Origin of the sequence: Paenibacillus gyeongsangnamensis (assembly GCF_027533625.1) — a bacterium.
Taxonomy (GTDB): domain Bacteria; phylum Bacillota; class Bacilli; order Paenibacillales; family NBRC-103111; genus Paenibacillus_G; species Paenibacillus_G gyeongsangnamensis.
Genome location: NZ_JAQAGZ010000008.1, coordinates 42,662 through 69,560, shown reverse-complemented (window position 1 = coordinate 69,560; position 26,899 = coordinate 42,662). Strand labels below are relative to the sequence as shown.

Genomic DNA, 26,899 nt, shown 5'->3' with positions numbered 1-26,899 from the left:
TTAGAACTTGGCGGCATAACGGACATACTGAACGATCCGCCGGACGGAAGGCCGCGTCTTTTTACCGCCCTGCAGGGGCGTATTATCGTCCTTTGAAGGCTTGGAATTGACCTCGATCAGCCAGACGCGGCCCTGGGAATCGATTGCAAGATCGATGCCGAGCTCGGCAAAATGCCCCTGTACCTGCGTTTCGATTCCTTTGGCGATCTGGAGGGCGGCGCGCCGCAGCTTAGCCAGTCCGCCTGCCGCCGCTCCCGTCCCAGACCGGGCCAAGGCGTCGTTCACCGTCGTGAGCGTCCCGCCGCGGGCCAGGTTGGAGACGAAATGATGCGTTCCCGCGATCCGCGCGACGATGGATGTGATGTTCCACTGTCCGTCCTCCCCGCGCTGCACCAACGCCCGGAAGTCGACCGGTCGCCCCTCTACGCTGAGCAGCTGAAGCCCTTGCTGGATTTGGTACCGCTGGGTCTTGACCTTACCCGAGAATGAGGCGAACAACTGGGTCAGCGAGGGAAACGATTGTTTACGGGCGCCGCCCAGGTTGGTAAAATGGCATTGGTAAGAGCCGTCTTCCATCCGTTTAATGCGGATAATGCCTTTGCCGAGACTCCCCGTGATCGGCTTCAGAAAGACGGTCGGATACTTGGCGCACATCGATTTCAGCTGCGCGAAGCTGCGGAGCAGATAAGACTCCGGCAGGTATACCAACAGGTCGGTTTCTTTACGCAGCGCGTCGAAGACCTCCGTCTTGTTCAAGTATTTTTCATTGAACAGCTGCGCATTGTGCCGGATTTTAGCCTGCTCAATGAACTTCTGCACGTTGTCCCGGTTTTCCAGCTTGCGCGAGGTCAGACGATTATAAAGCACATGCGGCACGGGAAAATCGGCCTTTACCCATCGGCCGGCGTAACGCCAGCCCCGGATCGTATCGCTTTGAGCATCCAGATCGTCCGGCGTGCAGAAAAAGACCCCGGCCCCGTACGTGCTGCAGGCGTCGGTCAGTTCCCTGCAAAAGGCGGTACTGGCGCCAAACGGCTTATCCGGCGAGCCGGGATAAACGCGGCTGACCATGACGCCGAGCAGCGGACCGATCTGAATGGTGCGGGCGCTTGGTTTGTATTGAAGGCACAGCTGGTCTCCGTGCGAGAGCCCCAAGCGGGAAGCTAACGCATCGCTGAGCCGAAGGGCGCTGGATGAGGAGAGCGGAGCGACTCTCACTTCTTGGCGGGCGGAACCGAAACGGAGCTGAAGCGACTGGTGAAACGGGATTTTCCACTTTTTGGCTATGGAATTGCTGAGTGAGATATAGGAGCCGTCGTTAGAAATGCTGGCGCTCTGGATTTGGATCTTGACCTTTGTTCTTATCACTCAAGGAACTCCTTCCCAGCCCGGACTGGCCGACAACACAGGCATGGAACTTCAAGAAACGAACTACTTCATCATATGAGGGCGTTTACCCCTTGGTGAACATTTCCTCGTATTAACGATTCCAAGGAGATGAGGAGAAATGAATATTTTTGACAAGGCGCATGAGCTGTCCCGGGCAATAAGAGACAGCGCCGAGCTTCGGGAGTACAGGGAGCTCCGCGCGCAGATCGACAGGGATGCGGACAGCAAGCGTATGCTGGACGATTTCCGCACGCGCCAGCAGGAGCTGCAGCAGAAGATGATGGCAGGCGAGATGCCGCCGAAGGAAGAGATGGAGAAGATGGAGAAGCTGTTCGGGGTGATCAGCCTGAACCCGCGGGTGCACCGGCTGTTTGAGGCGGAACGCCGTCTTGGCGTCATCATGGAAGACATTCAGCGCATCATAGCCGAGCCGCTCGACGAGCTGATGAAATAACAAGGTTTACGGAAAGAAAGATCGGGTCCCCTTTAAGCGGCCGGGAATGACATCATCTGCTGCCGGCAGCCTGAAGGGGAAGCCGTCCGATCCCGATATCGACTTGGCTAAGAACGGGTGACGGGAAGGGCCCCGTCAATACAACCTCGCGTATTTAAAATCCCTTGCCGCCCGAAGAAAAAAGAGGACCATACAGACGGAGCAGCTTCGGTCAGAAATACCGCTCCAAAGTGCGGTACTTATGTCTGTCCAAGGAGAAGTGGAGAGCGATTTTTCCGGTAGCGCAGTTCCGGCGACGATCCCGGTCCGTATCCTGCGAACCGGCGAATCAGGCTAAACGGTTTGGCCGAGCACCCAAGCCACTGCGTCCGAGACGTAACGGACCGTGCGGGAGGTTTGCCGCCGCACGTCCGGATTGGCGGATGCCATGGCAAAGCTGTGCGGAGTCATTTTGAACATGGAAATGTCGTTGAAAGCGTCCCCGATGCACATCGTTTCCTCCGGCTTCAGCTGCAAGTAATCGAGCAGGGCGGCCAGTCCCGTTCCTTTGGATGAAATCCGGGGCATAACGTCGAGGCAGTCGACGTCCGAGATATACACGTCGATGGCGTCCCCGTACGTTTGCAGCAAATCTTCGCCCAGCTTGCGGAGCTCTTCCGCGTCTCCCATATATGAAATTTTACCGCAGATCAGCTCGCGGCCGAGCCGTTCATGAAGATCGGAAAGCTCGACGAGTGGGGCAAGCAGCCGTTTTTTCAGTCGGGAAGCCCGCTCATCCATCTCTTGGACAATATAATGATCCGGTCCGGCCAGTACGGTGACAAACGGCAGGCCTGCCGCCGCCTCCGTCAGCGGTACGATCAGCTCGCGTTCAAATGCGTTGTGCCTGATGAGTTCGCCGTCCGACGTATGCACGTAGGCGCCGTTCTGGGAGATGGTATGGAGCTGCAGTCCCATCTCGTTCATCACCTGCTTGATTTCCGGCAGCATGCGGCCGGAAGCGAAAGCGACCTTGATGCCTTGCCGCTGCGCCTCATGGAGCGCCTCCCGGTCTTCGGGGCGGATGGATTGATGCTTATGCAGCAGAGTGCCGTCCAAATCACTGACAATGAGCTTAATCATGCGGTTGTCTCTCCTTCGGCAATAATGATTTCGATATCGTTCTTCTGAAGGGCGGCCTTGAGGCCTTCCGGCGGCTCCCGGTCGGTAACGAGCTTATCGATCCGCTCAAGCCCCGCTATCCGGAAAAACTGGTGCAGTCCGAACTTCGTATGATCCGCCAGCAGAATGACCTGATCGGCCCGCCGGATCATTTCGCGCATCACATAGCCCTCTTCCTCAAACGGGTTCGTCATGCCGTTCTCCGTTAATCCTCCCGTGCCGATGAGCAGCTTATCCGCTTGATAATCCGAGAGCATATCCACCGTCCGGGCCCCGTAAATGAATCGATGCACCGGGTGCACGCTTCCGCCCAGCAGATGAAGCTGAAAGCCTTCACGGGGCGACAGCAAGCCGGCGATATCCATGGAATTCGTAACGACGACATGCCCTTCCGTCCGGATTTGCTCGGCCGCATGTCTTACGGTAGTGGACGCATCCATGAACAGGTAGTCTCCGCTTCTCAGCAGCCCGGCTGCCGCTTTCCCGATGGCCCCTTTTCCCGCAGATTCGGTCATCAGCCGTTCACCGTAGGCCGATACCTCCTTGGTTAACGTAGGCAAAATGGCCCCTCCGCGCGTCCGCACGATGCGGCCCTGTTCCTCGAGCTTCACGATATCCCGGCGGGCGGTATCGCGAGAGACGTCGAACAGCTCGCAGATGTCCTCGATGGCAATGCGTTGATGGCGCTGCATGTGCTGCAAAATCCCGATCAGGCGTTCCTCCTGATACATCGTTCAGCCTCCTTGCAGGTATTTCATGGAGCTATTATACGCACAAATACTTAAATGGCGCAAGTGATATTAAGTAATTATAAGTTAAATATTGCATAAAGACGCATCCCCGCCCAATAGTTTCCGCTTATCGGTTTCTGTGTTACAATGACGGAAAACGCTTGGCGCATTCAGCCTAAGGAGGCTTAACCCCGCATTGCCGACAGAAAAGAAAAAGTCCAAATCGAAGCTGCTCGAGCTGGATATCGTTAGAGCGATTGCGATTGTGGCTGTCGTTACGATTCACGCCACGGCCGATGCGACCGTGGATCCGCTGCTTGTGAGCGAATCGTCCAAAACCTTCTACATAGCTGTAAACAAGCTCAGCAATTTTGCCGTGCCGGTGTTTATATTCATCAGCGGATTGGTGCTGTTCTACCGCTATTTGGATGACTGGAACGGACGGCAAACGGTGCAATTTTACGTGAAGCGGGTTCGGCAGGCCCTTGTCCCATATTTGATATGGTCGCTGTTCTATTACCTTTACAATCAATGGATTTACGAGCACGATACGCTGCACATGGATTGGAGGGAATTTGCGGAGAAGCTGCCTTGGGCGGACACGTCGTACCATCTGTATTTTATGGTGATCATCGTGCAGTTTTATCTCGTATTTCCATTGCTGATGAGCCTGTGCCAAGCCTTGCCATGGTTCAGGAAGGCTCTCTTTCCCTTGGGAATCCTCATTCAAGCGGCATTCTACGCTTACAACCATTGGGCTCAGCCGGTCCAGCAATCCGCGTCGATATGCTTCAATTACTTCAGCATCTTCGCGTTCGGCGGAGCGCTCGGCCTGCATTATGACGCCTTCTTCCGGTGGCTGCGCAAGAATATCCCGTGGGTGCTTCCCGTTACGGCCGTGCTGGGCTTTACTTTCATGGCGCTGTTCGCTTTTGAGGACCGCCTGCATATCGTGCTCGACAACACTTGGTTCGAGCTGCTCTTCTTCGGATATGCGATGTTTGCCGGGATGAGCTTCATTTGGCTCGGCAGGCTGCTGCTGGACAAGCTTCCTTCGGCGGCCAAGGCGCTCAATGCTCTGGGGGCGGCGTCGTTCGGCATTTATTTCGTACATCCTGCGGTGCTGTCCTATTTCAAAACGCATGTAACGAACGATACGGGCAGCACGCTGCACTATTTCGGTTATGTGGCGGCCGGCTTCCTGATCACGCTGTTCGTTTCCTGGGCGCTTGCGTACGCGTACGGCCGCTTCATGAGGCTGTTCGTCAAGCGCAGGCCGAAGCCTGCAACCCGCACCGCTTGATCTTCTGACCGTCCTCCCCGGATCGGTGCTATTTCTTAACTCTCCTTCATACAATGAATAGTACAAGTTGGCAGAAGGAGGGGCGAACGGATGAGAGGAGCAAAACCTGTTCTGTTCATGGCGCTTACGCTGGGCATGCTGATTTATGCGGTACCGCGGCTCGATATCGGACAAGGGTGGACGGCGGCCAACGTCTTCGGCATCGGTTGGATCGCCTTCGCGCTGCTCGTCGTCGCGGCTCATTTGCACGAGCTGCTCGGCGTGGAGGAAGAAACGAAACGCCAGCTGCTTAAGGTGAAACGGCTGAAGCGCTGGCAGCAGGAGCAATCGGCGCTCGGACGCCGAAAGCTGCTGCAGCTGAAGAAATAACGGTAAAGAGTCCGTCTCCTGCCCCGGGTGGGCCAGAGACGGACTCTTTGCCGTTATGATCGGATTCGGCCGGCGGCTTATTTTCCGACGCCGGTTCGTCTTGCAGGCTTAGACGATCAAGGCAATGGTCAGCAGATCGAACAAGACAAGAGGAAGGATGACATTGCTAGAGTACGGACTGTAGCCGTATCCGTAGCCGTAGGGCATAAGCGCACGGCTGTAACCCGGCATCATCTGCAAATAAATATGATAGCTGTCGATATGTACGAGAATTCCGTCATGAGTTTGGCCGTGAACGGTCTGTATACGGACACGCTTGTGCAAATGCTCTATGCAGACGGTGTGAATCCTCTCCCTGCATTTGTGGAACAAGTCGGCATGCTCGGATTCCAGCTGGTAAATCATTTGCGGCTGCCCGCTGTAAGGGGTGGACGACATGGCGATGATTGACCTCCTATCGGGTGAGTGGGTTTGGACTTCTAGTTCATCCTATGCCGGCCGAACGCATTTCTTGTACGAGAAGTAGTATTTTGGCTTAAAAAGTTTATAATTATAGTACAGATAAGTACAGATGTGATCGGGAGGGTGGTACAGTATGGACCAAGAGGAAGACCAAGTCGCGCTGCCTGAAGCGGCGACCAAGCATGAGCAAATTATTAAATATATTGAAAGTCTGAAGATCGGCAGCAAAATCTCCGTCCGCAAACTCGCCGAGAAGCTTGAAGTCAGCGAAGGCACAGCCTATCGGGCGATGAAGGAAGCGGATACGCTTGGGCTTGTCGCCACCAAGGAGCGGGTCGGAACGGTGCGTGTCGAGAAGAAGCTCCGGGACCAGCTGGACAAGCTGACGTTCGCGGAGGTCGTCAACATGGTGGACGGAGATGTGCTCGGGGGACGCACGGGGCTGGATAAGACGCTGCACAAATTCGTGATCGGCGCGATGCAGCAGGATGCGATGATGCGCTATATCGATCCCGGCAGCCTGCTCATTGTGGGCAACCGCAGCAAGGCGCACTTATGCGCCATCGAGCAGGGAGCCGGGGTGCTCATCACTGGCGGGTTCGGCACGAGTGAGGACGTTAAGGAACTGGCGGACCGGCTGGAGCTGCCGATCATCTCGAGCAGCTACGACACGTTCACGGTGGCGTCCATGATCAACCGGGCCATCTATGACCGGCTGATCAAGAAGAAGATTCTGCTGATCGGGGATATCGTGCCGAAGCCGATGCAGGTATATGTCCTGAAGGCGAGCCATACGATGAAGGATTGGCAGCGGCTGCACGACGAGACGGGGCACAGCCGCTTCCCGGTGGTGGACGAGTGGAACCGGGTGATCGGCATGATCACCTCGAAGGATCTGATCGGTGCGGGGCCCGACCAGACGATCGACAAGATCATGACCCGGGGGCCCGTAACCGCGTCGCTCAGCACCTCGATCGCCTCTGCCGCCCATTTGATGGTATGGGAGGGCATCGAGCTTCTGCCGATTATCGACAACAACCGCAAGGTGACGGCCGTCATCAGCCGCAAGGACGTCCTTAAGGCGATGCAGCAAATTCAGCGCCAGCCGCAGCACGGCGAAACGTTCGAGGATTTGATCTGGTCGGGCTTCAGCGAGGCGCGGGATGCTTCTTCCGGGCAGCTCGTGTTCAAAGGAGCCGTGACGCCGCAGATGACGAACCGTTTCGGTACCGTATCCGAGGGCGTGCTCACCGTGCTCATGAGGCAGGCCGCTTATCAGGCGGTAGAGGATGTGAAGAAAGGGGATCTGGTGCTCGACAACATGTCCTCCTATTTCGTTAAGCCCGTTCAGATCGACAGCACGATCGAAATCCGTCCGAAGCTCATCGAGGTGAGCCGCAAATTCGGGAAAATCGACGTCGAGGTGTTCCACGGGACTGCGCTGGTTGCGAAAGCGATGCTTACGGCGCAGGTGATCGAACAGGCTTAAGCGGGAGGAGCCGGTTACCGGCTGTAATGGCTGTGGCTGCGGATGCCGGCGAACAGGTTCCACAAGCCGAGCAGCAGGCACACCGTGCCGAAGATTCGCCGCAGCACCGAATCGGTGAAGAAGAACAGCTGCGTCACCGCGATGAAGATAAGCATTACGCCCATGGCGATATTCATTCGGGACGCATACAGGCCCCGGAGCTTGGGATCGCTCTCTCGGCGGTAGCGGAAGCTGTAATAGACGGAGAACAGCAGCGCAATGACGATCAGCACGCTGAACACCGCTTGGGTCGTCGTAAGCATGGTGCACAAGCACATCCTTTTTTAAAAGGGCGGGATTCGCTTCGGGTCTCAATGATACGAAGAGGAGACGGGAGGCGTACGCCGGTTCTCCATTCACTTTAGCGATTTTTGGCAAGGAAATCAACAGCGGGCAAAGGAGTGCGCTTGCGCTTTTCAGAACGATTCCGCCCGCTCCGCTGCTTATTCACCGGACTTCTAACCGTCATGGCGTGGTTATCCGTTTCCATTCCTTGACGACGACCCATATTTTGAGCTCCGTCTGGGTGATGAACATCCATTTGACGTTCTGGACCATGTAATCCTTGTCCAAGACGCCGAGATACGGCTTATCGACCAGTATTTTCTCGTACGGCTCGGGCGACTCGGCGAAATCGGAAATTTTGCGACCGATGATGACCCGCTTGAGATCGTTATAGATGCGTTTCATGAGCTCCGTCTCCGTGACTTTGTCGAGCGGCGCATGATCCGCCATTTCCACGTACACGTTCAGCAGGTTGATCGTGTTGCGCTGATTTTTCGATTTCTTTAAATCGGAGATCTCGCCCTCCAGCTTGGTGTTTTCCAGCTGAAGCACGTGATTCTGCTCGATCATCCGGTTTAAATTCAGCTTGTATATGCTCATAAATAGGGCTGCGCCGATCACTCCGCCGGCAACGAGCAGACCGGTGTAACGCAGCATGCCGTTCATTTGCCCAGAGGAAGGCACCTTCAAGGATTGTTTCCTCCTTTGCAGATCCACTGAATGATGGTGGAGCCCATATGCGCACCGGCGAACGCGCAGACGATGTACAGGATTTGCTTGATGGCGGGGGACACGTGGCCTTCGATAAAATGGGTCTCGATCGCCCGAATCGGGTCGATCGTGCCTCCGATGGCGGCGACCATCGCCCAAATCTTAATTTGCTCGGCGACGCTCGTCATGCGGTAAATCGGCGGCTCCAGCGTCAATACGGCGCAGATCCCCGCGAGCATCGTCCCCCCTAGCACGACGCCGAATGCGACGAAGAAGTCCAGCAAGCATCTTGATAAAAATCCACCCATGTCCTCATCCCTTTCCGCTCCCATTGGCGGCTTTCGCATGCGGGTTGTCCGATTTGTTCGCATGGCTCCCCGGCTTGGCCGCCTCTTCTTGTCTAATCTATGGCACACTTGTTCGCATTATGCTAAAATAAAAACATAAAATTTTGTTCGTGAAGGAGGCGGCGCGGATGAACGATTTCGTCCATTTGCATGTGCACAGCGAATACAGTCTTCTGGACGGCGCCGCGCGCATCGACGATTTGGTGGGGCAGGCGGCGAAGCTCGGAATGAAGTCGCTTGCGCTGACCGACCATGGGGTCATGTACGGAGCGATTCCTTTCTATAAAGCCTGCAAGGAGCGGGGCATCAAGCCGATCATCGGCTGCGAGGTATATTATACGGCGGGTTCCCTTCGGCATAAGGGGACAAGGCAGGAGCAGCCGATCTACCATCTCATACTGCTGGCGAAGAATCAAACGGGCTACCGGAATTTAATGAAGCTGGTATCGATCGGCCATTTGGAGGGCTATCATTACAAGCCGCGCATCGACCATGAGCATTTGGCCCGCTATGCGGAAGGACTCGTATGCACGAGCTCGTGCCTCGGCAGCGAAGTCTCCCAGCATTTGCTCCATGGAAGGTTTGACGAAGCAAGGGAAGCGGCGCTGCGGTACCGCGGCATCTTCGGCGACGACTTCTTCCTGGAGATACAGGATCACGGGCTGGCGGAGCAGAAGAAGGTCATGCAGGAGATGATCCGGCTGAGCCGCGATACCGGCATTCCGCTCATCGCTACCAACGATGTGCATTACGTGCGCGAGCCGGACCATGCGGTGCAGGATATCCTCATCTGCATAGGAACGGGCAAGACGGTGGAGGACAAGGAGCGCCTGCAGTTCCACACCAGCCAGCTGTATTTGAAGAGCGCGGAGGAGATGGAGCGCCTCTTCCCGCATGTGCCGGAGGCGCTGGCGAATACTCTTGCCGTTGCGGAGCGCTGCAACCTGGAGCTCGAATTCGGCAGGTCGATTCTGCCCCGGTTCGAGCCGATTCCGGACGGACAGACCGCGGGAGCGTATTTGGCGGAGCTGTGCCGGAGCGGGCTGGAGCGGCGATATGCTCCATCGGAGGAGTGGCGGCGGCCGGAATGGCGCAGCCGGGCGGAGGAGCGTCTCGCTTACGAGCTGTCCGTCATCGAACGGATGGGCTTCTCCGACTATTTCCTGATCGTGTGGGACTTCATCCGCTTCGCTCATGAGAAGGGCATTGCCACCGGACCTGGGCGGGGGTCTTCGGCGGGCAGCCTGGTGGCTTACGTGCTGAGGATTACGGATGTCGATCCGATCCGCTTCAACCTGCTGTTCGAACGTTTCCTCAATCCGGAGCGGGTATCGATGCCGGATATCGATATCGATTTCAGCGATTTGCGGCGCGACGAGGTCATTGATTATGTCGTGGGCAAATACGGCTCCGACCGGGTCGCCCAGATCATCACGTTCGGAACGATGGCGGCCAAAGGGGCAGTTCGCGATGTGGGCCGTGTGCTGGGGCTGCCTTTTAATGATGTGGACCGGGCGGCGAAGCTTCTGTCGAGCCATTTGACCTTGTCCGAGGCGCTGGCGGCTGCGCCCGAGCTGAAGGCGCTCGCCGCCAAGCAGCCCAAGACGGCGGAGCTGCTCGAGATCGCGATGAAGGTCGAGGGGATGCCCCGTCACGCTTCAACCCATGCGGCTGGCGTCGTCATTTCCCGGGAGCCGCTCACGCAGTACGTTCCTCTGCAGGAGGGAACGGAGCAGACGCCCTTGACGCAGTATCCGATGGAGCATCTGGAGGCTATCGGCCTGCTGAAGATGGATTTTCTCGGCTTACGGACGCTGTCGATCATTGAGCGCACCTTGCTATGGATCCGGGAACAGACAGGGACGGCGATCGATTGGACGAAGGTGCCGATGAACGACGCCGCGACCTATAAGCTGCTGTCACAAGGCGATACGACCGGCATTTTCCAGCTGGAATCCCCGGGCATGCGCCGGGTGCTGAAGGATTTGCGTCCTTCCGAATTTGAGGATATTATTTCGGTTCTGGCCTTATACCGGCCGGGCCCGATGGAATTCATTCCCAAATATATCGCCTGCAAGCACGGAGAGCAGGAGACGGAGTACCCTCATCCGCTGCTGGAGCCGATTCTCCGGGATACGTACGGCATTATCGTGTACCAGGAGCAGATCATGCAGATCGCTTCCGTCATGGCCGGCTTCAGCCTGGGCGAAGCGGACCTGCTCCGGCGCGCCGTCAGCAAGAAGAAGCGGGAGGTGCTGGACGAGCAGCGCGCCCATTTCGTTCAGGGCAGCCGCAGCCAGGGCTACGGCGAAGCAGAGGCGAACCGCGTTTACGACATGATCGTCCGGTTCGCGGATTACGGATTCCCGCGGGCGCATGCAACCGCCTACGGCGTGCTTGCGTATCAGACGGCCTATTTGAAGGCGCATTATCCCGTTCAGTTCATGGCGTCGATGCTGACCGCGGTGATGGGCAGCCATAACAAGGTGGCGGAATACGTGGACGAGTGCCGCCGGATGGGCATTCCGGTGCTGCCGCCGGACGTAAATGAAAGCGGGGTAGTTTTTACCCCGCTGGAAAGGCCGGAGGAACGGGAAGGCGAGCCGGTCAGGGCGATACGCTTCGGGCTGGCGGCGATCAAGAACGTCGGCACGCACGCGATTGAATCGCTGATCGGCGAGCGCCGCACCGGGCCGTATGCGAGTCTGATCGACCTGTGCCGCCGCGTCGATCTGCGGGTGTGCAACAAACGCGTGATGGAATCGCTCATTCAAGGCGGGGCGCTGGATTCGCTGCCGGGGCACCGCGCCCAGCAGCTGGCGATGCTTGAGGATGCGGTGGAAGCGGCCGTCAAGTGGCGCAAGAACCGGGAGGATCTGCAGCTCGTGCTGGAAGGCTTCGTAGAGGAGGCGAACTGGGAGGTGGAGTACCCTCCGATTTCTCCGTTCACGATGACCCATCAGCTGGAGCTCGAACGGGAGCTGCTCGGGCTGTACATTTCCGGCAGTCCCTTGGACGATTACGATGACGTCCTGCGGAAGCTGGAGCCCGATCCGCTCCATCTGCTCGGGGAATACCCGGATTTCAGCGAGGTCATGGCTGCAGGTCTTGTGCTCTCGAACAAAACGATCGTCACGAAGAAAGGCCAGCCGATGGCGTTCATGGAGCTGGAGGACCGCGTAGGCAAGGCGGAGGTCGTGCTCTTCCCCGAGACATGGAAGAAATATGCGCCCCTCGTGCAGAAGGGCAAGCCGGTGCTGGTCATCGCGAAGCTCCAGCTGGGCGACGAGGACTACAAGCTGCTGGCCGATCAGCTGATCGCCCTGAATGATCCGCACCTGGAGATGAAGGCGGTGCGCACACCCGCGGGCCGTCAGCCTGCAGCGCGATCCGGAGGAACCCTGGATCGCGGGGGCGCTAAGCCGCGCCCTGACGGCGGTGCGGAGCGCCGTGCGGCGTCCGGCACCCCTAAGCCGACAGGGCCGCCGGTCCAGGCCAAGGCGGCGTTCGCTAAGCCTGCGACCGCATCCGGACAGCGGGTGTATATCCGGATTTCCCCGCTGCATGAGCAGCCCGAGGTGCTGGAGCGGCTGAAGAGGCTGATTGCAGAGCATGCCGGTCCGCTTCCGGTCGTGCTGTACTACGAGAAAGCCCAAAAATCGCTCGGTCTCAGCGATAAATTCAATGTGAAGCCTTCGCCTGCGCTGTTCGAATCGATCGGGAGCCTGCTTGGTAAAGACAGCGTAAAGGTGAAATAAATCCCGCCTTCTCCGCATACATTTAGTTACCCGTACGGAATCGGCCGCACGAAGTGGCCGGTCCCGAGCCAAGCGAGTGACTAAATCCAGGAGGAGGCTTGTTTCTATGTCCCACAACGACATTGCAGCATGCTTGGAGAGCCGCGGCGTCACGATCAAGCGGATCGCCGACATTGTGTACAAGCTGCAGTCCCCGTATAACCCTGAGCTTACGATGGCCGCCTGCATCGAGAGCGTGCAGACCGTTCTGAAGAAGCGAGAGGTTCAATACGTCTTATATACCGGCATCGCGCTGGATGAGCTGGCGGAGAAGAAGCTGCTGCCGGAGCCGCTGCAATCCATTATGGAAGCGGACGCCCCCCTGTACGGCGTGGACGAGACGCTGGCGCTCGGCATCGTACATGTGTATGGGATGATCGGGCTGACGAGCTTCGGCTATTTGGATAAGAAAAAAATGGGCATCATCCGCGAGCTCAACGATCACGAAACGCGCATCCACGTGTTCCTGGACGATCTGGTTGCAGGACTTGCGGCGGCGGCTTCCGCCCGGATCGCGCACAAGCACCAGGATGAGCTCGACGGGCAGGCCCCTTCGGCATAAATCTCGCATTTTCTCAATATATCGCGATATACCGCGTAATTTCTAGCCTCCCGGCCTCCCGCCGCGCCGCCGAATCTCGGTTGCGGGAAAAAGTGGACTTGTGATATCATTATTCCATTATGTTCGGGAGGTCTTTTTCATGTGGACGGTCATTTACATCGCTCCGACTTCGAGAATCGCGGATCGAATCAAGCACAGGCTGACGGAAGAGGGCTTTCTTGTACAAGTACGTGCAATCAACATGACGAAAAACCAATTTGAAATATTGGTTCCCGAAGGCGAATTGGAAGAGGTTCAAGAGGTCTTGAACTCGATTCTGCATAGATCATAGATCAGGTTCGATCGGACTTGGAAAGGTCAACAACAAGCGAGGTGTAGTCGTGCAATTCAAAGACTTGTTCCAAAAAAAGAGAAAATATGCCACGGTTCCGTCGGACAGGCCCGTAGTGGGCCGTCCGCTGGACGGAGCCGACATCCCCGAAGAGCGTCCGAAGCGGGAAATCCCCGAAGGGCTGATGAACAAATGCCCTAGATGCGGGACGATCCAGTATAACAAGGAACTGGATAAGAATCTGAAGGTATGTACCGCATGCGATTACCACTTCAAGCTGAGCGCGGTCGAGCGTATCCAGATGACGATGGATGACGGGCAGTTTGAAGAGTATGACAGCGAGATGATGTCGGAGGATCCGCTCGGGTTTCCGGATTATGCTGCCAAATATAATAAAGCGGTCGAAGCGACGGGCATGTCCGATGCGGTCATTACGGGCGAAGGAACAATCGGGGGCCATCAGGTCGTTGTAGCCGTCATGAGCTTTGACTTTATGGGGGGCTCCCTCGGTTCGGTTGTGGGTGAAAAAGTAACGGCGGCCATTGAACAGGCTATCGCCAAGAAGCTGCCGGTCCTTATTTTCTCTACATCAGGCGGCGCGCGGATGCAGGAGAGCATTCTCAGCTTAATGCAAATGGCCAAAACAAGCGCGGCTCTGGCCAAGCTGAGCGAGCAAGGCGGCCTTTATATCTCGATCATTACCGACCCGACGTTCGGCGGCGTTACTGCGAGCTTCGCTACATTGGGGGATTATATCATAGCCGAGCCGGGCGCAGCCTTCGGCTTTACGGGACGAAGAGTCATTGAGCAGACGATCCGGCAGAAGCTTCCGGATAATTTCCAGACGGCGGAATTTAACCTGAAGCACGGGCAGCTGGATTTGGTGTCTCACCGGAAGGAATTGCGCGGCACATTGGCGCGTCTGCTTGCCATGCACTCGACTAAGGAGGAGGTGTCGTCCATTGGCAGGTGAATTGCCGTTTGAAAAGCCGCTCATTGAGCTGCGCGGAAAAATTGAAGAGCTGAAGCAGTTCAGCTTGGACAAACAAATTGATTTTACCGATGAGATCGCACGTTTGGAGCAGCGTTACGAGCAGCTGGAAACAGAGCTGTACAGCACGATGAACACATCGCAAAAGATGCAGCTGGCCCGGCATCCGCAGCGTCCTACGACGCTGGAGTACATCCAGCATGTATTTACCGATTTCATCGAGCTGCACGGGGATCGCGTGTACAGCGACGACTTGGCCATCGTAGGAGGTCTTGCCCGGCTGAACGGCGTGCCCGTTACCGTGGTGGGCCATCAGAAAGGCAAAGATACGAAAGATAATATCGCCCGTCATTTCGGCAGTCCGCATCCGGAAGGCTTCCGCAAAGCGCTGAGGCTGATGCAGCAGGCGAATAAGTTTAGGCGTCCCATCATTACCTTTATCGATACGAAGGGAGCTTACCCCGGCAGCGCCGCCGAAGAGCGGAACCAGGGGGAAGCCATTGCGCGGAATTTGCTGGAGATGGCTTCTATGCGAGTTCCGATTCTGTGCGTAGTGATCGGGGAAGGCGGCAGCGGAGGCGCGCTGGCTCTCGGCGTAGGGAATCGGGTGTTCATGCTGGAGAATGCGATCTATTCGGCGATCACGCCGGAAGGCGCGGCATCGATTATTTATAGAGACGCATCCAAGGCGATGGAAGCTGCGGAAGCGATGAAAATTACGGCGGATGAAATCCTGAAGCTGGGTGTCATCGACGCTATTATTCCGGAACCGAAGGGCGGCGCCCATCGGGATGTTGCCGTGCAAGCCGAATCGATTAAGAAAGTATTATGGTCGAACTTGCAGGAATTGTCGAAGCTGTCGGAGAATGAAATAGTAGAAGACCGTTATAGAAAATTCAGAGGGATAGGAAGCTTCACAACCATTCAGGAGGGTAACCATAACCATGCGTAAAACGAAGATTGTTTGTACTATCGGTCCGGTGAGCGAATCGCTCGAGATGTTCAAGAAGCTGATTGAAGCCGGCATGAACGTAGTGCGGTTGAACTTTTCCCACGGCGATTTCGAGGAACACGGCAACCGGATCAAGAACGTTCGTCAAGCCTGTCAGGAGTTGAACCGCAATGTGGCGATTCTGCTGGATACGAAAGGACCCGAGATCCGCACAGGCAAGCTGAAGGACGACCAGAAGGTTGAGCTCGTGCAGGACAACCTGATCACGCTGACCACCGAGGAAATCTTGGGCGACGCGGACCGGGTATCCATCACATATAGAGATTTGTACAAGGACGTTCGGGTAGGCTCCACCATTCTGATCGACGACGGTCTGATCGGCTTAACCGTGGAGGACATCCGCGGTACGGACATCGTGTGCCGAATTAAGAACGGCGGCCTCCTCGGCGGCAAGAAGGGCGTCAATGTACCGGGCGTACGCATCAACCTTCCAGGCATCACGGAGAAAGACGCTAACGACATCATCTTCGGGATCGAGCAGGGAGTGGATTTCATCGCTGCTTCTTTCGTGCGCAAAGCGAGCGACGTCATGGAAATCCGAGAAATTCTCGAGCGTCATAACGCGTCCCACATTCAAATCATTTCCAAGATCGAGAACCAGGAGGGCGTGGACAACCTGGATGAAATCCTGGAGGTATCCGACGGTCTGATGGTTGCGCGCGGCGACCTGGGCGTCGAGATTCCTGCCGAAGACGTGCCGATCGTGCAGAAGGCCATGATCAAGAAGTGTAACCTCGCAGGCAAGCCGGTTATTACAGCAACGATGATGCTGGATTCGATGCAGCGCAACCCGCGTCCGACCCGTGCGGAAGCGAGCGACGTGGCGAATGCGATCTTCGACGGCACGGATGCGGTCATGCTGTCCGGCGAAACCGCGGCAGGGAAATATCCGGTCGAATCCGTAATGACGATGGCACGGATCGCCGAGCGTGCGGAAGCGGCGCTGGAGCACCGCGAAATTTTCGCTCGCCAAAGCAAAGCGCAGCAAACGACGGTAACCGAAGCGATCTCGCAAGCGGTGGCCAACTCCGCTCTGGAGCTGGATGCGAAAGCGATTCTGACCGCTACGGAGAGCGGCTATACCGCACGGATGGTGTCCAAATACCGTCCGAAAGCGCCGATTGTCGCCGTTACGCCGAACGAACAAGTGCTTCGCCGCTTGTCGCTCGTATGGGGCGTCGTGCCGGTGAAGGGCGAGATGTGCGAATCGACCGACCAGCTGTTCGAGCATGCTGTGGACGCCAGCCTTAAGAAAGGTCTCGTTAGCCTGGGAGACCTCGTTATCATTACGGCCGGCGTGCCAGTAGGACGCTCCGGAACGACCAACCTGATCAAGGTGCACCAAATCGGCGAGATGATCGCCAAGGGACAAGGGATCGGCACGCAAGCGGCGACAGGTAAGGTCGTCATCGCGCGCAGCGCCGAGGAAGCGAATGCCAAAGCAACGGAAGGCTGCATTCTCGTCTCCTTGACGACGGATAAAGAATATATGCCGGCATTCGAGAAGGCGGCGGCCGTCATTACCGAAACGGGCGGCATTACATCCCACGCCGCCGTTGTCGGCATCAGCTTGAGCAAGCCGGTCATTGTAGGCGTTGACCGGGCGCTGAATATTCTGAAGGACGGCGCCGAGGTATCGATTTACCCTGAAGTTGGCGTCATTTATTCGGGCCGCGCGCGCGTTCTGTAAAGATTAGCTGAAGAGAGAGCGAAATCGAATACCGGTTTCGCTCTTTTCTTCGTTGATAAGATTTTATAAGTATTCGTAACTTATAGCTTCGCATCAACCTTGGTAAACGCGCTGGTCCTTGTAAGACAAGGAAGGCGTAGCCGTTTATCCTGGGTTGATAAGAAATTATAAGTTTTCGTAACTTACAGCTTCGCATCAACCTTGATAAACGTGCTGCTCTTTGTAAGAAAAGGACGGCGTAGCCGTTTATCTTGAGTTCATTTCGGCAAAGACGCAAGGTATTCCAATAAGCGCCGCTGGGCAAGCTAAAGCAAATTGGGAGGGCTTAAAAGCATGTGGTTTCAGCATGAACTCCGTGTCCGCTATCAAGAAACGGATCAGATGGGCGTAGTATACCACGCCAACTATTTGAACTGGTTTGAAATCGGACGAACCGAGCTGATCCGCCGTCTCGGGATGTCTTACCAATCGCTGGAGCGTCAGGGACTTCTTCTTCCGGTTACCCACGCGGAGCTGGATTTTCACCGGCCGGCCCGGTATGATGATCTTGTGACGGTCTGTACGAAAATAACCCATTATACGAATCTTCGTCTGGAGTTCGCCAGCGAGATCCGTCGCGGGGAGGAGCTGCTGGTCAGCGGAGGAACGAAGCACGTATGGCTGAACCGGGACTGGAAGCCGGCCCGTATTGACCGGGAGGCGCCTGGATTATATGCTTTACTTATAAAAACGCAACCCTTTACATAAAATTAACAAAACTTATATCTTCCGTTGACAATGTCGAATTACGATGAAATAAGTAAAGAAACTGTGAAAATGCGGAAACCATGGAGGTTTGGTGGCAGGATGAAGGATACGCTCCCCCGAGAAACGGCGAATAATTATTTAAACCGCGATTTAAGCTGGGTTGAATTCAACTGGCGGGTGCTGGAAGAGGCACAGGATCCGAATACGCCCCTGTTGGAACGGGTGAAGTTTCTTTCCATCGTTTCATCCAATCTGGATGAATTCATGAGTGTCCGCGTAGCCGGAGTAAAGGACCAGCTCAAGGCGGGTCATACGAAGAAGGATTTCACCAGCTATACGCCGGCCGGACTTTTCAAACGCATCATGAAGCGTTCCTCGAAAATGGTCGCCGAGCAGTATAAGACATACCGCGAAATTCTAAGGCAGCTAACGAAGGAAGGCATCATATTTACCAGCTACGAAGATTTGAATACGACGCAGCGCCATGCCATGGACGTGTATTATCACGATATCGTATTCCCGGTGCTGACTCCGATGGCGGTCGACCAATCGCGGCCGTTTCCGCTCGTACATACGCAGGCGTTATATTTGGCCGTCGTGCTGATGAAGGACGGAGACGATCCGGACGATGAGCCTTATTTTGCCATCCTGCAGGTGCCCTCGAACTTGTCACGCTACATTACGGTCCCCGGCCGGACCAACAGCAAGAAGCAGGAGTTCATCCTCATGGAGGAGCTGATAGAGCAGCATATCCATACCATGTTCAGCGGCTACACGCCGATCTCGGTGTCGGCGTTCCGGCTGACGCGCAATGCGGACCTGACGCTGAATGAAGAAGGAGCCGAAGACTTGCTGGAGGAGATCGAGAAGGAGCTTCACCGCCGCCGCTGGGGCGCGCCGGTCCGCCTCGAGGTGCAGAAGGGGATCCATCCTTACGCGCTGGAGCAGCTGAAGGAAGAATTCGAGATCACCGATAACATCTTCGAGATCGACGGACCGCTTGATCTGAGCTTCTTCATGAAACTGGCGGGTTCCCTGCAAGGTCACGATCATTTGCGCTATAAGCCGATACGTCCGGTTTATCCGCAGGAGTTCATGGATACGGAGGATTTGTTCACGACGCTGCGGCACCGGGAAGTGCTCGTCTATCATCCTTACGAGTCGTTCGATGCGGTGACGGATTTCATCTGCCAGGCCGCCTACGATCCCCATGTGCTCGCGATTAAGATGACGCTGTACCGGGTCAGCGGGAACTCCCCGCTCATACAAGGGCTGGCGAGGGCGGCCGAATCCGGCAAACAAGTAACGGTTGTCGTCGAATTGAAGGCCCGTTTCGATGAAGAACGGAACATTGCTTGGGCGAGGAAGCTGGAGAAGTCGGGATGCCACGTCGTATACGGCCTCGTCGGTCTGAAGACGCATGCCAAAATTACGCTCGTCGTCCGTCAAGAGCCGGACGGCCTGAGACGTTACGTGCATGTGGGAACCGGGAACTATAACGACAATACGGCAAAATTGTACACCGATGTCGGCTTTTTCACATCGAACAAAGTGATTGGCGAAGACGCCTCGGCCTTATTCAACGAAGTGACGGGCTATTCCGCACCGCACAACTGGAAGGCCTTCGGCGTTGCGCCTACGGATCTGATGGATAAGCTGTTCGATAAAATCCGCAGAGAAGCGAGGAATGCGGCGGAAGGCAAGCCGGCGCGCATCGTAGCCAAATTCAATTCGTTATCGAATCAGCAGATGGTCGACGAGCTGTATGCGGCTTCCCAAGCCGGTGTGAAGATTGATTTGATCGTGCGCGGGGTATGCTGCTTGAAACCCGGCGTGCCCGGACTTAGCGAGAATATTACGGTACGGAGCATTGTGGACCGGTTTCTCGAGCATTCGCGTATCTTTTATTTCGAGAATGCGGGGGATACCGAAATTTACATCGCCAGTGCCGACTGGATGACGAGGAACCTGACGCGCCGCGTCGAGCTGATGTGTCCGGTTTTCGATAAAGACATCAAAAATTCGCTGATCAATATTCTTGACCTGTATTTAAAAGATAACGTCAAGGCGCGCTCGCTTCAGCCCAACGGGTTGTACGAGCATGTGCGCAGCGACGGCGAACCGCCGCTGCGCAGTCAATTCGAAGCGATGCGGATCAGCTCTTGGAAAACGACGGTTCGTGAATCCTGATCTGAACGCCCCACGCTTTCTTGAATTCCTTATGTATGCCCTCGACCTCTCTGTATTCTGCAGAGGGGTCGTATTTCGTTCGGAGCTTCAGGTGCAGCATGCTGCCTTCGAATTCGGCCGAGGTTAGCTCCAGGGTTTGAATCTCGCTGATATCAAGCGCTATGGCGAGCTGCAGCAGGTAGCCGAGCTTCACGATCAGCTCGAGATCCGCATCCTGCAAAATATCCTTGTACGGCGTCGCCTGCTGAACCGTCTTGTTCTTTGCTTTGAATGTCGCAATCAATGCGCAAAGCAATATTTCACGGTGGCTGAAGCCGTCGATCCGCGTTTGCGAAATCAGATGAAACGAATGCTTCGCAAATTGATAGTAATAAAGGGACGCTCCGATCCGGTACAGCTTGGCCGCCGTCCGGAAGCAAAGGCGCAGTCTCGGATCGTCCGGAAGCAGCTTGGCCTTCGAAGCGGCATCATACAGGGCCAATGCGATGGACCCGACCTGGCGGATATGCGCCTCGGGCGCTGTCGAATGCAGCTTCAGCAGATTGTCGGCGCTGTGCTCGGCAACGCTTACAGCCGTTTCCCCGTCGGACTGGAAGGTTTCATAGTACAATCCGTCCCGCAGACCGGCGCCGCTGACTACGTAATGGGAGCAGCCGGCCGTCTGGAATATCGTTTGAAGAATGACCATGCCGGGTACGATAATGTCGTAGCGGTCCTTCGCGAGACCGTCCACTTTCTTCCGCTTCTCGGCGGGAAGGATCGGCAGCCAGTTGACCAGCTCGTCGAAATCGGTCCGGGTCATGGGGTAATTGTGGGTCGTCTGCAGCGGGTATTTGCGCTTGCGCTGGTTGATTTTACAAACCGTCCTAATCGTGCCTCCGAGGCCGACAAGCGGCAGACCGGGCGCTTCGTGAATCCAGGACTCTTGTGCTACGGATTCCTCCACCATTTGGCGGATGCTCCTGATATGGTCTCCGCTGAAATTGCCCGTCATGGAGAAGCGGCGGGTCGTATTCACCGCCCCGAACGGGAAGGAGACGCTCCTCACCAGCTTGCGGGCGCGGAACAGGGAGATCTCCGTGCTGCCTCCGCCGATGTCGACGAGAAAGCCGCTCTCGATTTCCATCGTACGGATCATGCCGAGAAATCCGAGGCGCGCCTCGGCCTCGCCGGACAGAAGCTCCACCTCAAAGCCGCTGTCCCGGTTCAATGTATCTATAATTTCACGGGAATTGGTCGCGTTGCGAATCGCCGCCGTAGCCGCTACCCGGAAATCCTGTACCTGATGAGCGCCGCATATCCGGCGGAAGTGCTCCAAAATGCGGACGAGGGACTCAATTTCGGCAGGAGGCAATGACCCGTCAGGTTCGATGCGCTGGCTAAGTCGTGCGGATTTCTTGAATTCGCTGATGACCCGGTACGCTCCGTTCGCCCGCTGCTCATAAATCACCAGACGAATGGAGTTCGAGCCGATATCGATGATGCCGATTCTGCGGCTGCTGTTCATGGCAGTTCCTCCTGTAAATAGCAATTAACACTATAATATCACTCAATTTCCGTCTCGCAAAACATTTGAAGAATAAATTTATAGGGGTTATGAAAAGCTTCTAAAGAATCTCTAAAGACGGGCGTTTCCGGCCGGCAGCATTTTTCCGATACCCTTTGAAAATCTACATGATGGCCATCAATCCCTGAATTCTCAAAGTTCAATACAGTTTAATTTTAACAATAAATGTAAATATTTATATTACAACAACAAATAAGCCGGGTGACTTCTTTTGTATTTAAGCGTTTCGATTGCTGCGTTGATCATGGCTATAATCTGGGGCGATTGGAAAAATATAAATAAGTATTACCCTCATTACTTTATATGGCAGCAGGGAATTTATTGTATTTGTTTTTATACGGTGACGATACCCTGTGGAATGAGATACCGGATGTTGGACTCAATAACAAACAAACGATTCTTTTATATTCCTTCACTGCGTTGCCTTGCGGGGCATTGCTTTTTTTATCGACTTATCCGAATAGCGGTATGAAGAAAATTGTTCATACGTTAGCGTGGATTGCGATATTTTCAGGTGTGGAGTATATTCTACATTTATTCGGAAAGCTGGAATATAACGGGGGGTGGAATGCATGGTTGTCAACCGTCTTCAATTGTTTGATGTTCCCAATGCTTCGGCTGCATTATAAAAAGCCGATAATTGCACTTTGTTTATCGATCCCTATCGTCTTCGTATTAACTTTGATTTTTACCCCGCGATGGGACAGCTAATTATAAAAAATAAAGTGAATGCATCTATTCAGCTAGATCGGTATGTTCGATTTGACCCATGTCCCCCTCCTAAAATCGCCTCAGCCCATCCCCACAATTTCCCCGCAAAGGTATTGATTCAACGTGATTTTTTATGAGTTGTTGTGAGAATACTGGAATTAGAAAATCACGTTGCGGGAAGAGGTTTGAGTCAGTCCGAACTCGTGATAACTCGAGGGATAGCATATGTTTATTGTGCTGATAATGAACTTTTATGTCTAAATTTGTTCACTTCGCTTGGTAAATCCTTTATAGTAGACTTATGAATTAAACGCAAAAGGAGAGATTACCTTGACTGCTACCAAAGGTTTGGAAGGAATTGTAGCCACAACGTCGTCCATCAGCTCCATTATCGACGGTGTGTTGACTTATCGCGGTATCAACATCGACGACCTTGCCGAAAACGCAACATTCGAAGAGGTTGTGTATTTATTATGGTACGGCAAGCTGCCTAATCGCTCCGAGCTCGACCAGCTGACCAAAGAACTTAACGCAGCTGCAAACGTTCCAGGCGAAATCATCAATTTGATCAAATTGTTCCCGAAAGACGTAAACTCCATGGCAGCCCTTCGTACCGCCGTTTCCTCCCTGGCTCTTTACGATGCGGAAGCTAACGATATGTCGCCGGAAGCGAACCTGCGCAAGGCGATCAGGCTTCAAGCGCAGCTGCCGACGATCATTGCGGCATTCGCCCGTATCCGCGAAGGCAAAGAGGCTATCGCTCCGAAGGCCGGCGCATCCCTTGCCGAGAATTTTCTGTACATGCTGACAGGCAAACAGCCTGAGAAAATCGCGATCGAAGCGCTTGATAAAGCTTTGGTGCTGCACGCAGACCACGAGCTCAACGCTTCGACTTTTGCTGCGCGCGTAACGGTGGCTACGTTGTCCGATATTTATTCCGGCATCGTATCCGCTATCGGCGCTTTGAAAGGCCCGCTGCACGGTGGCGCGAACGAAGCCGTTATGGCGATGCTCGAAGAAATCGGCACGGCCGACAAAGCGAACAGCTACATCACCGAGAAGCTGGCGAACAAAGAGAAGATCATGGGCTTCGGTCACCGCGTCTACAAGAACGGCGACCCTCGTGCGAAGCATCTTCAGAAGATGTCCGAAGAGCTCGGCAAGATTACAGGCAACATGAACTGGTACAACATGTCCATCCAGATCGAAGAGCTGGTTACCGGTCAGAAGGGTCTGAAGCCGAACGTGGACTTCTACTCCGCTTCCGTGTATACTTCGCTCGAAATTCCGCGCGACTTGTTCACGCCGATCTTCGCGTTCAGCCGTACATCGGGATGGACCGCACACATTCTCGAGCAGTATTCGGACAATCGTCTGATTCGTCCGCGCGCCGAGTATACCGGTCCTTCGCATCAAGCTTACACTCCGATCGAACAGCGCTAATCGCACGTTCCTCGGAACATACACGCTGTGAATTAACGGGCTGCTGCGGCATGCCGGCCCTCCCCTTACGGGCTGAGGGCGGCACCGCAGCTCCCGTTCAATTTTGCCTTTGGAGCTGCATCGCCCAACGCGGCCCGCTGCTCTCATTCACGCCGGTTACCGGCAATATACTAGAGGAGGCTTATTTTATCCATGGCACAATTCGAACAATTCGCTCAGCCGACAGAAGGCGAACGCATTACAATTACGAACGGCAAGCTGAACGTCCCTAATCATCCGATTATTCCTTTCATCGAAGGCGACGGTACGGGTCCGGACATCTGGGCCGCTTCCAAGCGCGTCCTCGACGCAGCGGTGGAGAAAGCTTACAACGGCGAGAAGAAAATCGCTTGGTATGAAGTGTTCGCCGGCGAGAAAGCTTTCAATAAATATAACAACTGGCTGCCAGCCGACACGTTGACTGCGATCCGCGAGTACATCGTAGCGATCAAAGGACCTTTGACTACACCGATCGGCGGCGGTATCCGTTCCCTGAACGTGGCCCTTCGCCAAGAGCTGGATCTGTATGTGTGCTCCCGTCCGGTTCGCTATTTCAAAGGCGTGCCTTCCCCGGTAAAACGCCCTGAGCTCGTAGACATGGTTATTTTCCGCGAGAACACGGAAGACATCTATGCCGGCATCGAGTGGGCTTCCGGCTCCGAAGAAGTGAAGAAAGTACTGGCTTTCCTGCAGAACGAGATGGGCGTGAAGAAGATCCGCTTCCCGGAAACCTCCGGTATTGGCATCAAGCCGGTTTCCTCCGAGGGCTCCAAGCGTCTGATCCGCGCGGCCATCGAATATGCGATCCAGCATAACCGCAAGAGCGTAACGCTCGTTCACAAAGGCAACATCATGAAGTTCACCGAAGGCGCGTTCAAAAACTGGGGTTACGAGCTGGCTGAGCAGGAGTTCGGCGACAAAACCTTCACTTGGGCGCAATACGATAAAATCAAAGAAGAGCAAGGCACCGACGCGGCTAACGCAGCTCAAAAAGCAGCCGAAGCCGAAGGCAAAATCATCGTGAAAGATGCGATCGCTGATATCGCACTGCAGCAAGTATTGACTCGTCCAACCGATTTCGAAGTCATCGCTACGCTCAACCTGAACGGCGACTACTTGTCCGACGCCCTGGCTGCGCAAGTCGGCGGTATCGGTATCGCTCCTGGCGCGAATATCAACTATGTAACCGGACACGCTATCTTTGAAGCGACTCACGGTACGGCTCCGAAGTATGCAGGTCTGGACGTCGTTAACCCGGGTTCCGTCATCCTGTCCGGCGTTATGATGCTTGAGCACCTGGGCTGGCTAGAAGCGGCTGAGCTGATCTACAAAGGCATGGAAACGGCAATCAACAACAAAACCGTTACTTACGACTTCGCCCGCCTGATGGAAGGCGCGACTGAAGTGAAGTGCTCGGAGTTTGCTAATCAGATTATTGCGAATTTCTAAGGAGAGCAACCCTCCAAACCTCCCTTAATAAGGGAGGCCCCAGGGGTTTCGCCCCCTGGACCACGACGGTTGGAGTACGGCGTGACGTTGATGCTCCCATGTGTGGCTAGGCGGTGGGATCGCGTTCGTCTGCGAGCGCATGAGCTGACGCCATGCGGCCCGCAGACACGCTTTCATGCGTGCGAGGGCTGTTGAGCAGTAGGCTGGTGCGGGGAACGCGTCGGTCTGTGAGCGAACGGCTGGCGCCGCTCGGCTCTCAGACACGCTCTCATGCGTAAAGGCACGGGGGCCCTCCTACGGGGCTTCGCCCATGTACGGAGCAAAGACCCAAAGGCAAGGGCAAAGGCGAAGAGCACGGGCCCTCCTACGGGGCTTCGCCCATGTACGGAGCAAAGACCCAAAGGCAAGGGCAAAGGCGAAGAGTACGAGGCCCTCCTATAGGGCTTCGCCCATGTACGGAGCAAAGATCAAAGGTACAGAGCGTGGGCCCTCCAACAGGGCTCGCCCGAGTACGGAGTGAACCTAATACAAACAAACGAATCAGGAGGCTGTTCCCATGGCAATCCAACGCAAAAAGATTACGGTTGTAGGTGCAGGCTTCACAGGTGCAACAACAGCTCTTATGCTGGCTCAAAAAGAACTCGGCGATGTGGTTCTTCTCGATATCCCTCAGCTGGAGAACCCTACAAAAGGTAAAGCGCTCGACATGCTCGAGGCTTCTCCGGTTCAAGGCTTCGATGCGAACATCATCGGTACGGCGAACTATGACGATTCCGCAAATTCCGATATCGTCATCATCACCGCAGGTATCGCCCGCAAGCCGGGTATGAGCCGCGACGACCTCGTTAACACGAACGCAGGTATCGTGAAATCGGTTTGCGAAAACGTGAAGAGAACAAGCCCTGATTCGATCGTCATCATCCTGTCCAACCCGGTGGACGCGATGACTTATGTAGCATTCCAAACGCTCGGCTTCCCGAAAAACCGCGTAATCGGCCAATCCGGCGTACTGGATACGGCTCGCTACTGTACGTTCATCGCTCAAGAGCTGAACGTATCGGTTGAAGACGTTCGCGGCTTCGTGCTCGGCGGCCACGGCGACGACATGGTTCCGCTCGTTCGTTACTCCAACGTTGGCGGGATTCCGATCGAGAAGCTGATCCCGGCTGACCGCATCGAAGCGATCGTAAAGCGTACCCGTACGGGCGGCGGCGAGATCGTAAACCTGCTCGGCAACGGTTCCGCCTACTACGCGCCTGCGGCATCGCTCGTTCAAATGACCGAAGCGATTCTGAAGGACAAGAAGCGGATCATTCCAGCCATCGCTCTGCTTCAAGGCGAGTATGGTTACGACAACCTGTTCATGGGCGTACCTACCCTCCTCGGCGGCAACGGTATCGAGAAAATATTCGAGCTCGAACTGCTTCCGGAAGAGAAAGCGGCACTTGATAAGTCGGCTGACTCGGTACGCAACGTAATCAAAGTAGTGACAGGCTAATAAAGCCTTGATAAAGAACCAGCTTTCGGATATGCCGGAAGCTGGTTTTTTTGTACGCTCTTTTTCTAAAGAATAATTTAGAGAGGAAAGCCGTTTCATGGCCAATCGGCCGGTTGTTAAGAGCCAGGGGCT

Annotated in this window: 23 protein-coding genes and 1 pseudogene; 16 read left to right on the top strand and 8 right to left on the bottom strand. The window is 55.2% G+C overall.

Annotation, left to right across the window (positions count from 1 at the left end; translation table 11 throughout):
* On the bottom strand, positions 1–1,368 hold the full coding sequence (locus O9H85_RS13570) for a YheC/YheD family endospore coat-associated protein (RefSeq protein ID WP_269881964.1): 1,368 nt from the start codon (positions 1,366–1,368) through the stop codon (positions 1–3).
* Positions 1,369–1,507: 139 nt separating this feature from the next.
* Here O9H85_RS13570 and O9H85_RS13565 point away from each other — a divergent pair, with 139 nt between their 5' ends.
* Entirely contained in the window at positions 1,508–1,843 is a 336-nt protein-coding gene (locus O9H85_RS13565) for a YlbF family regulator (RefSeq protein WP_269881962.1), read from the top strand.
* 333 nt (positions 1,844–2,176) lie between these two features.
* Here O9H85_RS13565 and O9H85_RS13560 read toward each other — a convergent pair whose 3' ends face one another.
* Both O9H85_RS13560 and O9H85_RS13555 read right to left on the bottom strand, forming a co-directional pair.
* Positions 2,177–2,965, bottom strand: coding sequence for an HAD family hydrolase (locus tag O9H85_RS13560; RefSeq protein ID WP_269881961.1), 789 nt, complete (start codon positions 2,963–2,965; stop codon positions 2,177–2,179).
* Positions 2,962–3,735, bottom strand: a complete 774-nt coding sequence (locus O9H85_RS13555; RefSeq protein ID WP_269881959.1) for a DeoR/GlpR family DNA-binding transcription regulator — start codon at positions 3,733–3,735, stop codon at positions 2,962–2,964. The genes O9H85_RS13560 and O9H85_RS13555 overlap by 4 nt, the downstream gene beginning before the upstream one ends.
* A 196-nt stretch (positions 3,736–3,931) precedes the next feature.
* Here O9H85_RS13555 and O9H85_RS13550 point away from each other — a divergent pair, with 196 nt between their 5' ends.
* Both O9H85_RS13550 and O9H85_RS13545 read left to right on the top strand, forming a co-directional pair.
* Positions 3,932–5,038, top strand: a complete 1,107-nt coding sequence (locus O9H85_RS13550; RefSeq protein ID WP_269881958.1) for an acyltransferase — start codon at positions 3,932–3,934, stop codon at positions 5,036–5,038.
* Between the two features lie 90 nt (positions 5,039–5,128).
* Complete coding sequence (locus O9H85_RS13545) at positions 5,129–5,407, top strand: hypothetical protein (protein WP_269881956.1); 279 nt, start codon at positions 5,129–5,131, stop codon at positions 5,405–5,407.
* Positions 5,408–5,515: 108 nt separating this feature from the next.
* Here O9H85_RS13545 and O9H85_RS13540 read toward each other — a convergent pair whose 3' ends face one another.
* Complete coding sequence (locus O9H85_RS13540; protein WP_269881955.1) at positions 5,516–5,845, bottom strand: hypothetical protein; 330 nt, start codon at positions 5,843–5,845, stop codon at positions 5,516–5,518.
* 157 nt (positions 5,846–6,002) lie between these two features.
* On the opposite strand from O9H85_RS13540, the gene O9H85_RS13535 reads away from it, so the two are divergent.
* Positions 6,003–7,358, top strand: coding sequence for a DRTGG domain-containing protein (locus tag O9H85_RS13535; RefSeq protein WP_269881954.1), 1,356 nt, complete (start codon positions 6,003–6,005; stop codon positions 7,356–7,358).
* A gap of 14 nt (positions 7,359–7,372) precedes the next feature.
* On the opposite strand, the gene O9H85_RS13530 is transcribed toward O9H85_RS13535, so the two are convergent.
* The 3 genes from O9H85_RS13530 to O9H85_RS13520 form a co-directional block, all read right to left on the bottom strand.
* Complete coding sequence (locus O9H85_RS13530) at positions 7,373–7,660, bottom strand: YtpI family protein (RefSeq protein WP_269881952.1); 288 nt, start codon at positions 7,658–7,660, stop codon at positions 7,373–7,375.
* Between the two features lie 202 nt (positions 7,661–7,862).
* Positions 7,863–8,366 carry a hypothetical protein gene (locus O9H85_RS13525; RefSeq protein WP_269882148.1) on the bottom strand — a complete coding sequence of 168 codons (504 nt, stop codon included), beginning with the start codon at positions 8,364–8,366 and terminating at the stop codon, positions 7,863–7,865.
* A gap of 2 nt (positions 8,367–8,368) precedes the next feature.
* A complete protein-coding gene (locus tag O9H85_RS13520) occupies positions 8,369–8,701 on the bottom strand; it encodes a YtrH family sporulation protein (RefSeq protein WP_269881950.1) in 333 nt (110 codons plus the stop codon).
* A gap of 167 nt (positions 8,702–8,868) precedes the next feature.
* Here O9H85_RS13520 and O9H85_RS13515 point away from each other — a divergent pair, with 167 nt between their 5' ends.
* From O9H85_RS13515 to O9H85_RS13480, 8 genes are all read left to right on the top strand, one after another.
* Positions 8,869–12,498, top strand: coding sequence for a DNA polymerase III subunit alpha (locus tag O9H85_RS13515; RefSeq protein ID WP_269881949.1), 3,630 nt, complete (start codon positions 8,869–8,871; stop codon positions 12,496–12,498).
* Between the two features lie 106 nt (positions 12,499–12,604).
* Positions 12,605–13,099 (top strand): phosphatidylglycerophosphatase A family protein, encoded by a 495-nt coding sequence (locus O9H85_RS13510; protein ID WP_269881948.1) that lies wholly within the window; start codon positions 12,605–12,607, stop codon positions 13,097–13,099.
* Positions 13,100–13,238: 139 nt separating this feature from the next.
* Positions 13,239–13,430: a glutamate decarboxylase gene (locus O9H85_RS13505; protein WP_269881947.1), complete on the top strand. Its 192-nt coding sequence runs from the start codon at positions 13,239–13,241 to the stop codon at positions 13,428–13,430.
* 49 nt (positions 13,431–13,479) lie between these two features.
* Positions 13,480–14,403: an acetyl-CoA carboxylase, carboxyltransferase subunit beta gene (accD, locus tag O9H85_RS13500; protein WP_269881946.1), complete on the top strand. Its 924-nt coding sequence runs from the start codon at positions 13,480–13,482 to the stop codon at positions 14,401–14,403.
* Positions 14,393–15,373, top strand: coding sequence for an acetyl-CoA carboxylase carboxyl transferase subunit alpha (gene accA / locus O9H85_RS13495; RefSeq protein WP_269881945.1), 981 nt, complete (start codon positions 14,393–14,395; stop codon positions 15,371–15,373). Before accD ends, accA begins: the two co-directional genes overlap by 11 nt.
* Positions 15,366–17,123 (top strand): pyruvate kinase, encoded by a 1,758-nt coding sequence (gene pyk, locus O9H85_RS13490; RefSeq protein WP_269881944.1) that lies wholly within the window; start codon positions 15,366–15,368, stop codon positions 17,121–17,123. The genes accA and pyk overlap by 8 nt, the downstream gene beginning before the upstream one ends.
* Positions 17,124–17,456: 333 nt before the next feature.
* Positions 17,457–17,870 (top strand): acyl-CoA thioesterase, encoded by a 414-nt coding sequence (locus O9H85_RS13485; RefSeq protein ID WP_269881943.1) that lies wholly within the window; start codon positions 17,457–17,459, stop codon positions 17,868–17,870.
* A 99-nt stretch (positions 17,871–17,969) separates the two neighbouring features.
* Positions 17,970–20,060, top strand: coding sequence for an RNA degradosome polyphosphate kinase (locus O9H85_RS13480; RefSeq protein WP_269881941.1), 2,091 nt, complete (start codon positions 17,970–17,972; stop codon positions 20,058–20,060).
* Here the strand turns inward: O9H85_RS13480 and O9H85_RS13475 are convergent.
* The gene (locus O9H85_RS13475) at positions 20,026–21,567 is read right to left on the bottom strand and encodes a Ppx/GppA phosphatase family protein (protein ID WP_269881940.1); all 1,542 of its coding nucleotides are present in this window, start codon (positions 21,565–21,567) and stop codon (positions 20,026–20,028) included. The two genes, O9H85_RS13480 and O9H85_RS13475, sit on opposite strands and share 35 nt — an antisense overlap.
* Positions 21,568–21,927: 360 nt before the next feature.
* On the opposite strand from O9H85_RS13475, the pseudogene O9H85_RS37735 reads away from it, so the two are divergent.
* From O9H85_RS37735 to mdh, 4 genes and pseudogenes are all read left to right on the top strand, one after another.
* A pseudogene (locus O9H85_RS37735) lies at positions 21,928–22,338 on the top strand (CBO0543 family protein); the annotation flags it as partial.
* 330 nt (positions 22,339–22,668) lie between these two features.
* Entirely contained in the window at positions 22,669–23,781 is a 1,113-nt protein-coding gene (gene citZ, locus O9H85_RS13470; RefSeq protein ID WP_269881939.1) for a citrate synthase, read from the top strand.
* A 192-nt stretch (positions 23,782–23,973) separates the two neighbouring features.
* A complete protein-coding gene (gene icd, locus O9H85_RS13465) occupies positions 23,974–25,269 on the top strand; it encodes an NADP-dependent isocitrate dehydrogenase (RefSeq protein ID WP_269881938.1) in 1,296 nt (431 codons plus the stop codon).
* A gap of 556 nt (positions 25,270–25,825) precedes the next feature.
* Entirely contained in the window at positions 25,826–26,767 is a 942-nt protein-coding gene (gene mdh, locus O9H85_RS13460; protein ID WP_269881937.1) for a malate dehydrogenase, read from the top strand.
* The last annotated feature ends 132 nt before the right edge of the window (positions 26,768–26,899 follow it).

Excerpts from the sequence above, each read along its gene's own strand:
- O9H85_RS13565 (WP_269881962.1), top strand. The coding sequence starts at position 1,508 with ATGAATATTTTTGACAAGGCGCATGAGCTGTCCCGGGCAATAAGAGAC.
- O9H85_RS13560 (WP_269881961.1), bottom strand. The coding sequence starts at position 2,965 with ATGATTAAGCTCATTGTCAGTGATTTGGACGGCACTCTGCTGCATAAG.
- O9H85_RS13555 (WP_269881959.1), bottom strand. The coding sequence starts at position 3,735 with ATGTATCAGGAGGAACGCCTGATCGGGATTTTGCAGCACATGCAGCGC.
- O9H85_RS13545 (WP_269881956.1), top strand. The coding sequence starts at position 5,129 with ATGAGAGGAGCAAAACCTGTTCTGTTCATGGCGCTTACGCTGGGCATG.
- O9H85_RS13540 (WP_269881955.1), bottom strand. The coding sequence starts at position 5,845 with ATGTCGTCCACCCCTTACAGCGGGCAGCCGCAAATGATTTACCAGCTG.
- O9H85_RS13535 (WP_269881954.1), top strand. The coding sequence starts at position 6,003 with ATGGACCAAGAGGAAGACCAAGTCGCGCTGCCTGAAGCGGCGACCAAG.
- O9H85_RS13530 (WP_269881952.1), bottom strand. The coding sequence starts at position 7,660 with ATGCTTACGACGACCCAAGCGGTGTTCAGCGTGCTGATCGTCATTGCG.
- O9H85_RS13520 (WP_269881950.1), bottom strand. The coding sequence starts at position 8,701 with ATGGGTGGATTTTTATCAAGATGCTTGCTGGACTTCTTCGTCGCATTC.
- O9H85_RS13515 (WP_269881949.1), top strand. The coding sequence starts at position 8,869 with ATGAACGATTTCGTCCATTTGCATGTGCACAGCGAATACAGTCTTCTG.
- O9H85_RS13510 (WP_269881948.1), top strand. The coding sequence starts at position 12,605 with ATGTCCCACAACGACATTGCAGCATGCTTGGAGAGCCGCGGCGTCACG.
- O9H85_RS13505 (WP_269881947.1), top strand. The coding sequence starts at position 13,239 with ATGTGGACGGTCATTTACATCGCTCCGACTTCGAGAATCGCGGATCGA.
- pyk (WP_269881944.1), top strand. The coding sequence starts at position 15,366 with ATGCGTAAAACGAAGATTGTTTGTACTATCGGTCCGGTGAGCGAATCG.
- O9H85_RS13485 (WP_269881943.1), top strand. The coding sequence starts at position 17,457 with ATGTGGTTTCAGCATGAACTCCGTGTCCGCTATCAAGAAACGGATCAG.
- O9H85_RS13480 (WP_269881941.1), top strand. The coding sequence starts at position 17,970 with ATGAAGGATACGCTCCCCCGAGAAACGGCGAATAATTATTTAAACCGC.
- O9H85_RS13475 (WP_269881940.1), bottom strand. The coding sequence starts at position 21,567 with ATGAACAGCAGCCGCAGAATCGGCATCATCGATATCGGCTCGAACTCC.
- icd (WP_269881938.1), top strand. The coding sequence starts at position 23,974 with ATGGCACAATTCGAACAATTCGCTCAGCCGACAGAAGGCGAACGCATT.
- mdh (WP_269881937.1), top strand. The coding sequence starts at position 25,826 with ATGGCAATCCAACGCAAAAAGATTACGGTTGTAGGTGCAGGCTTCACA.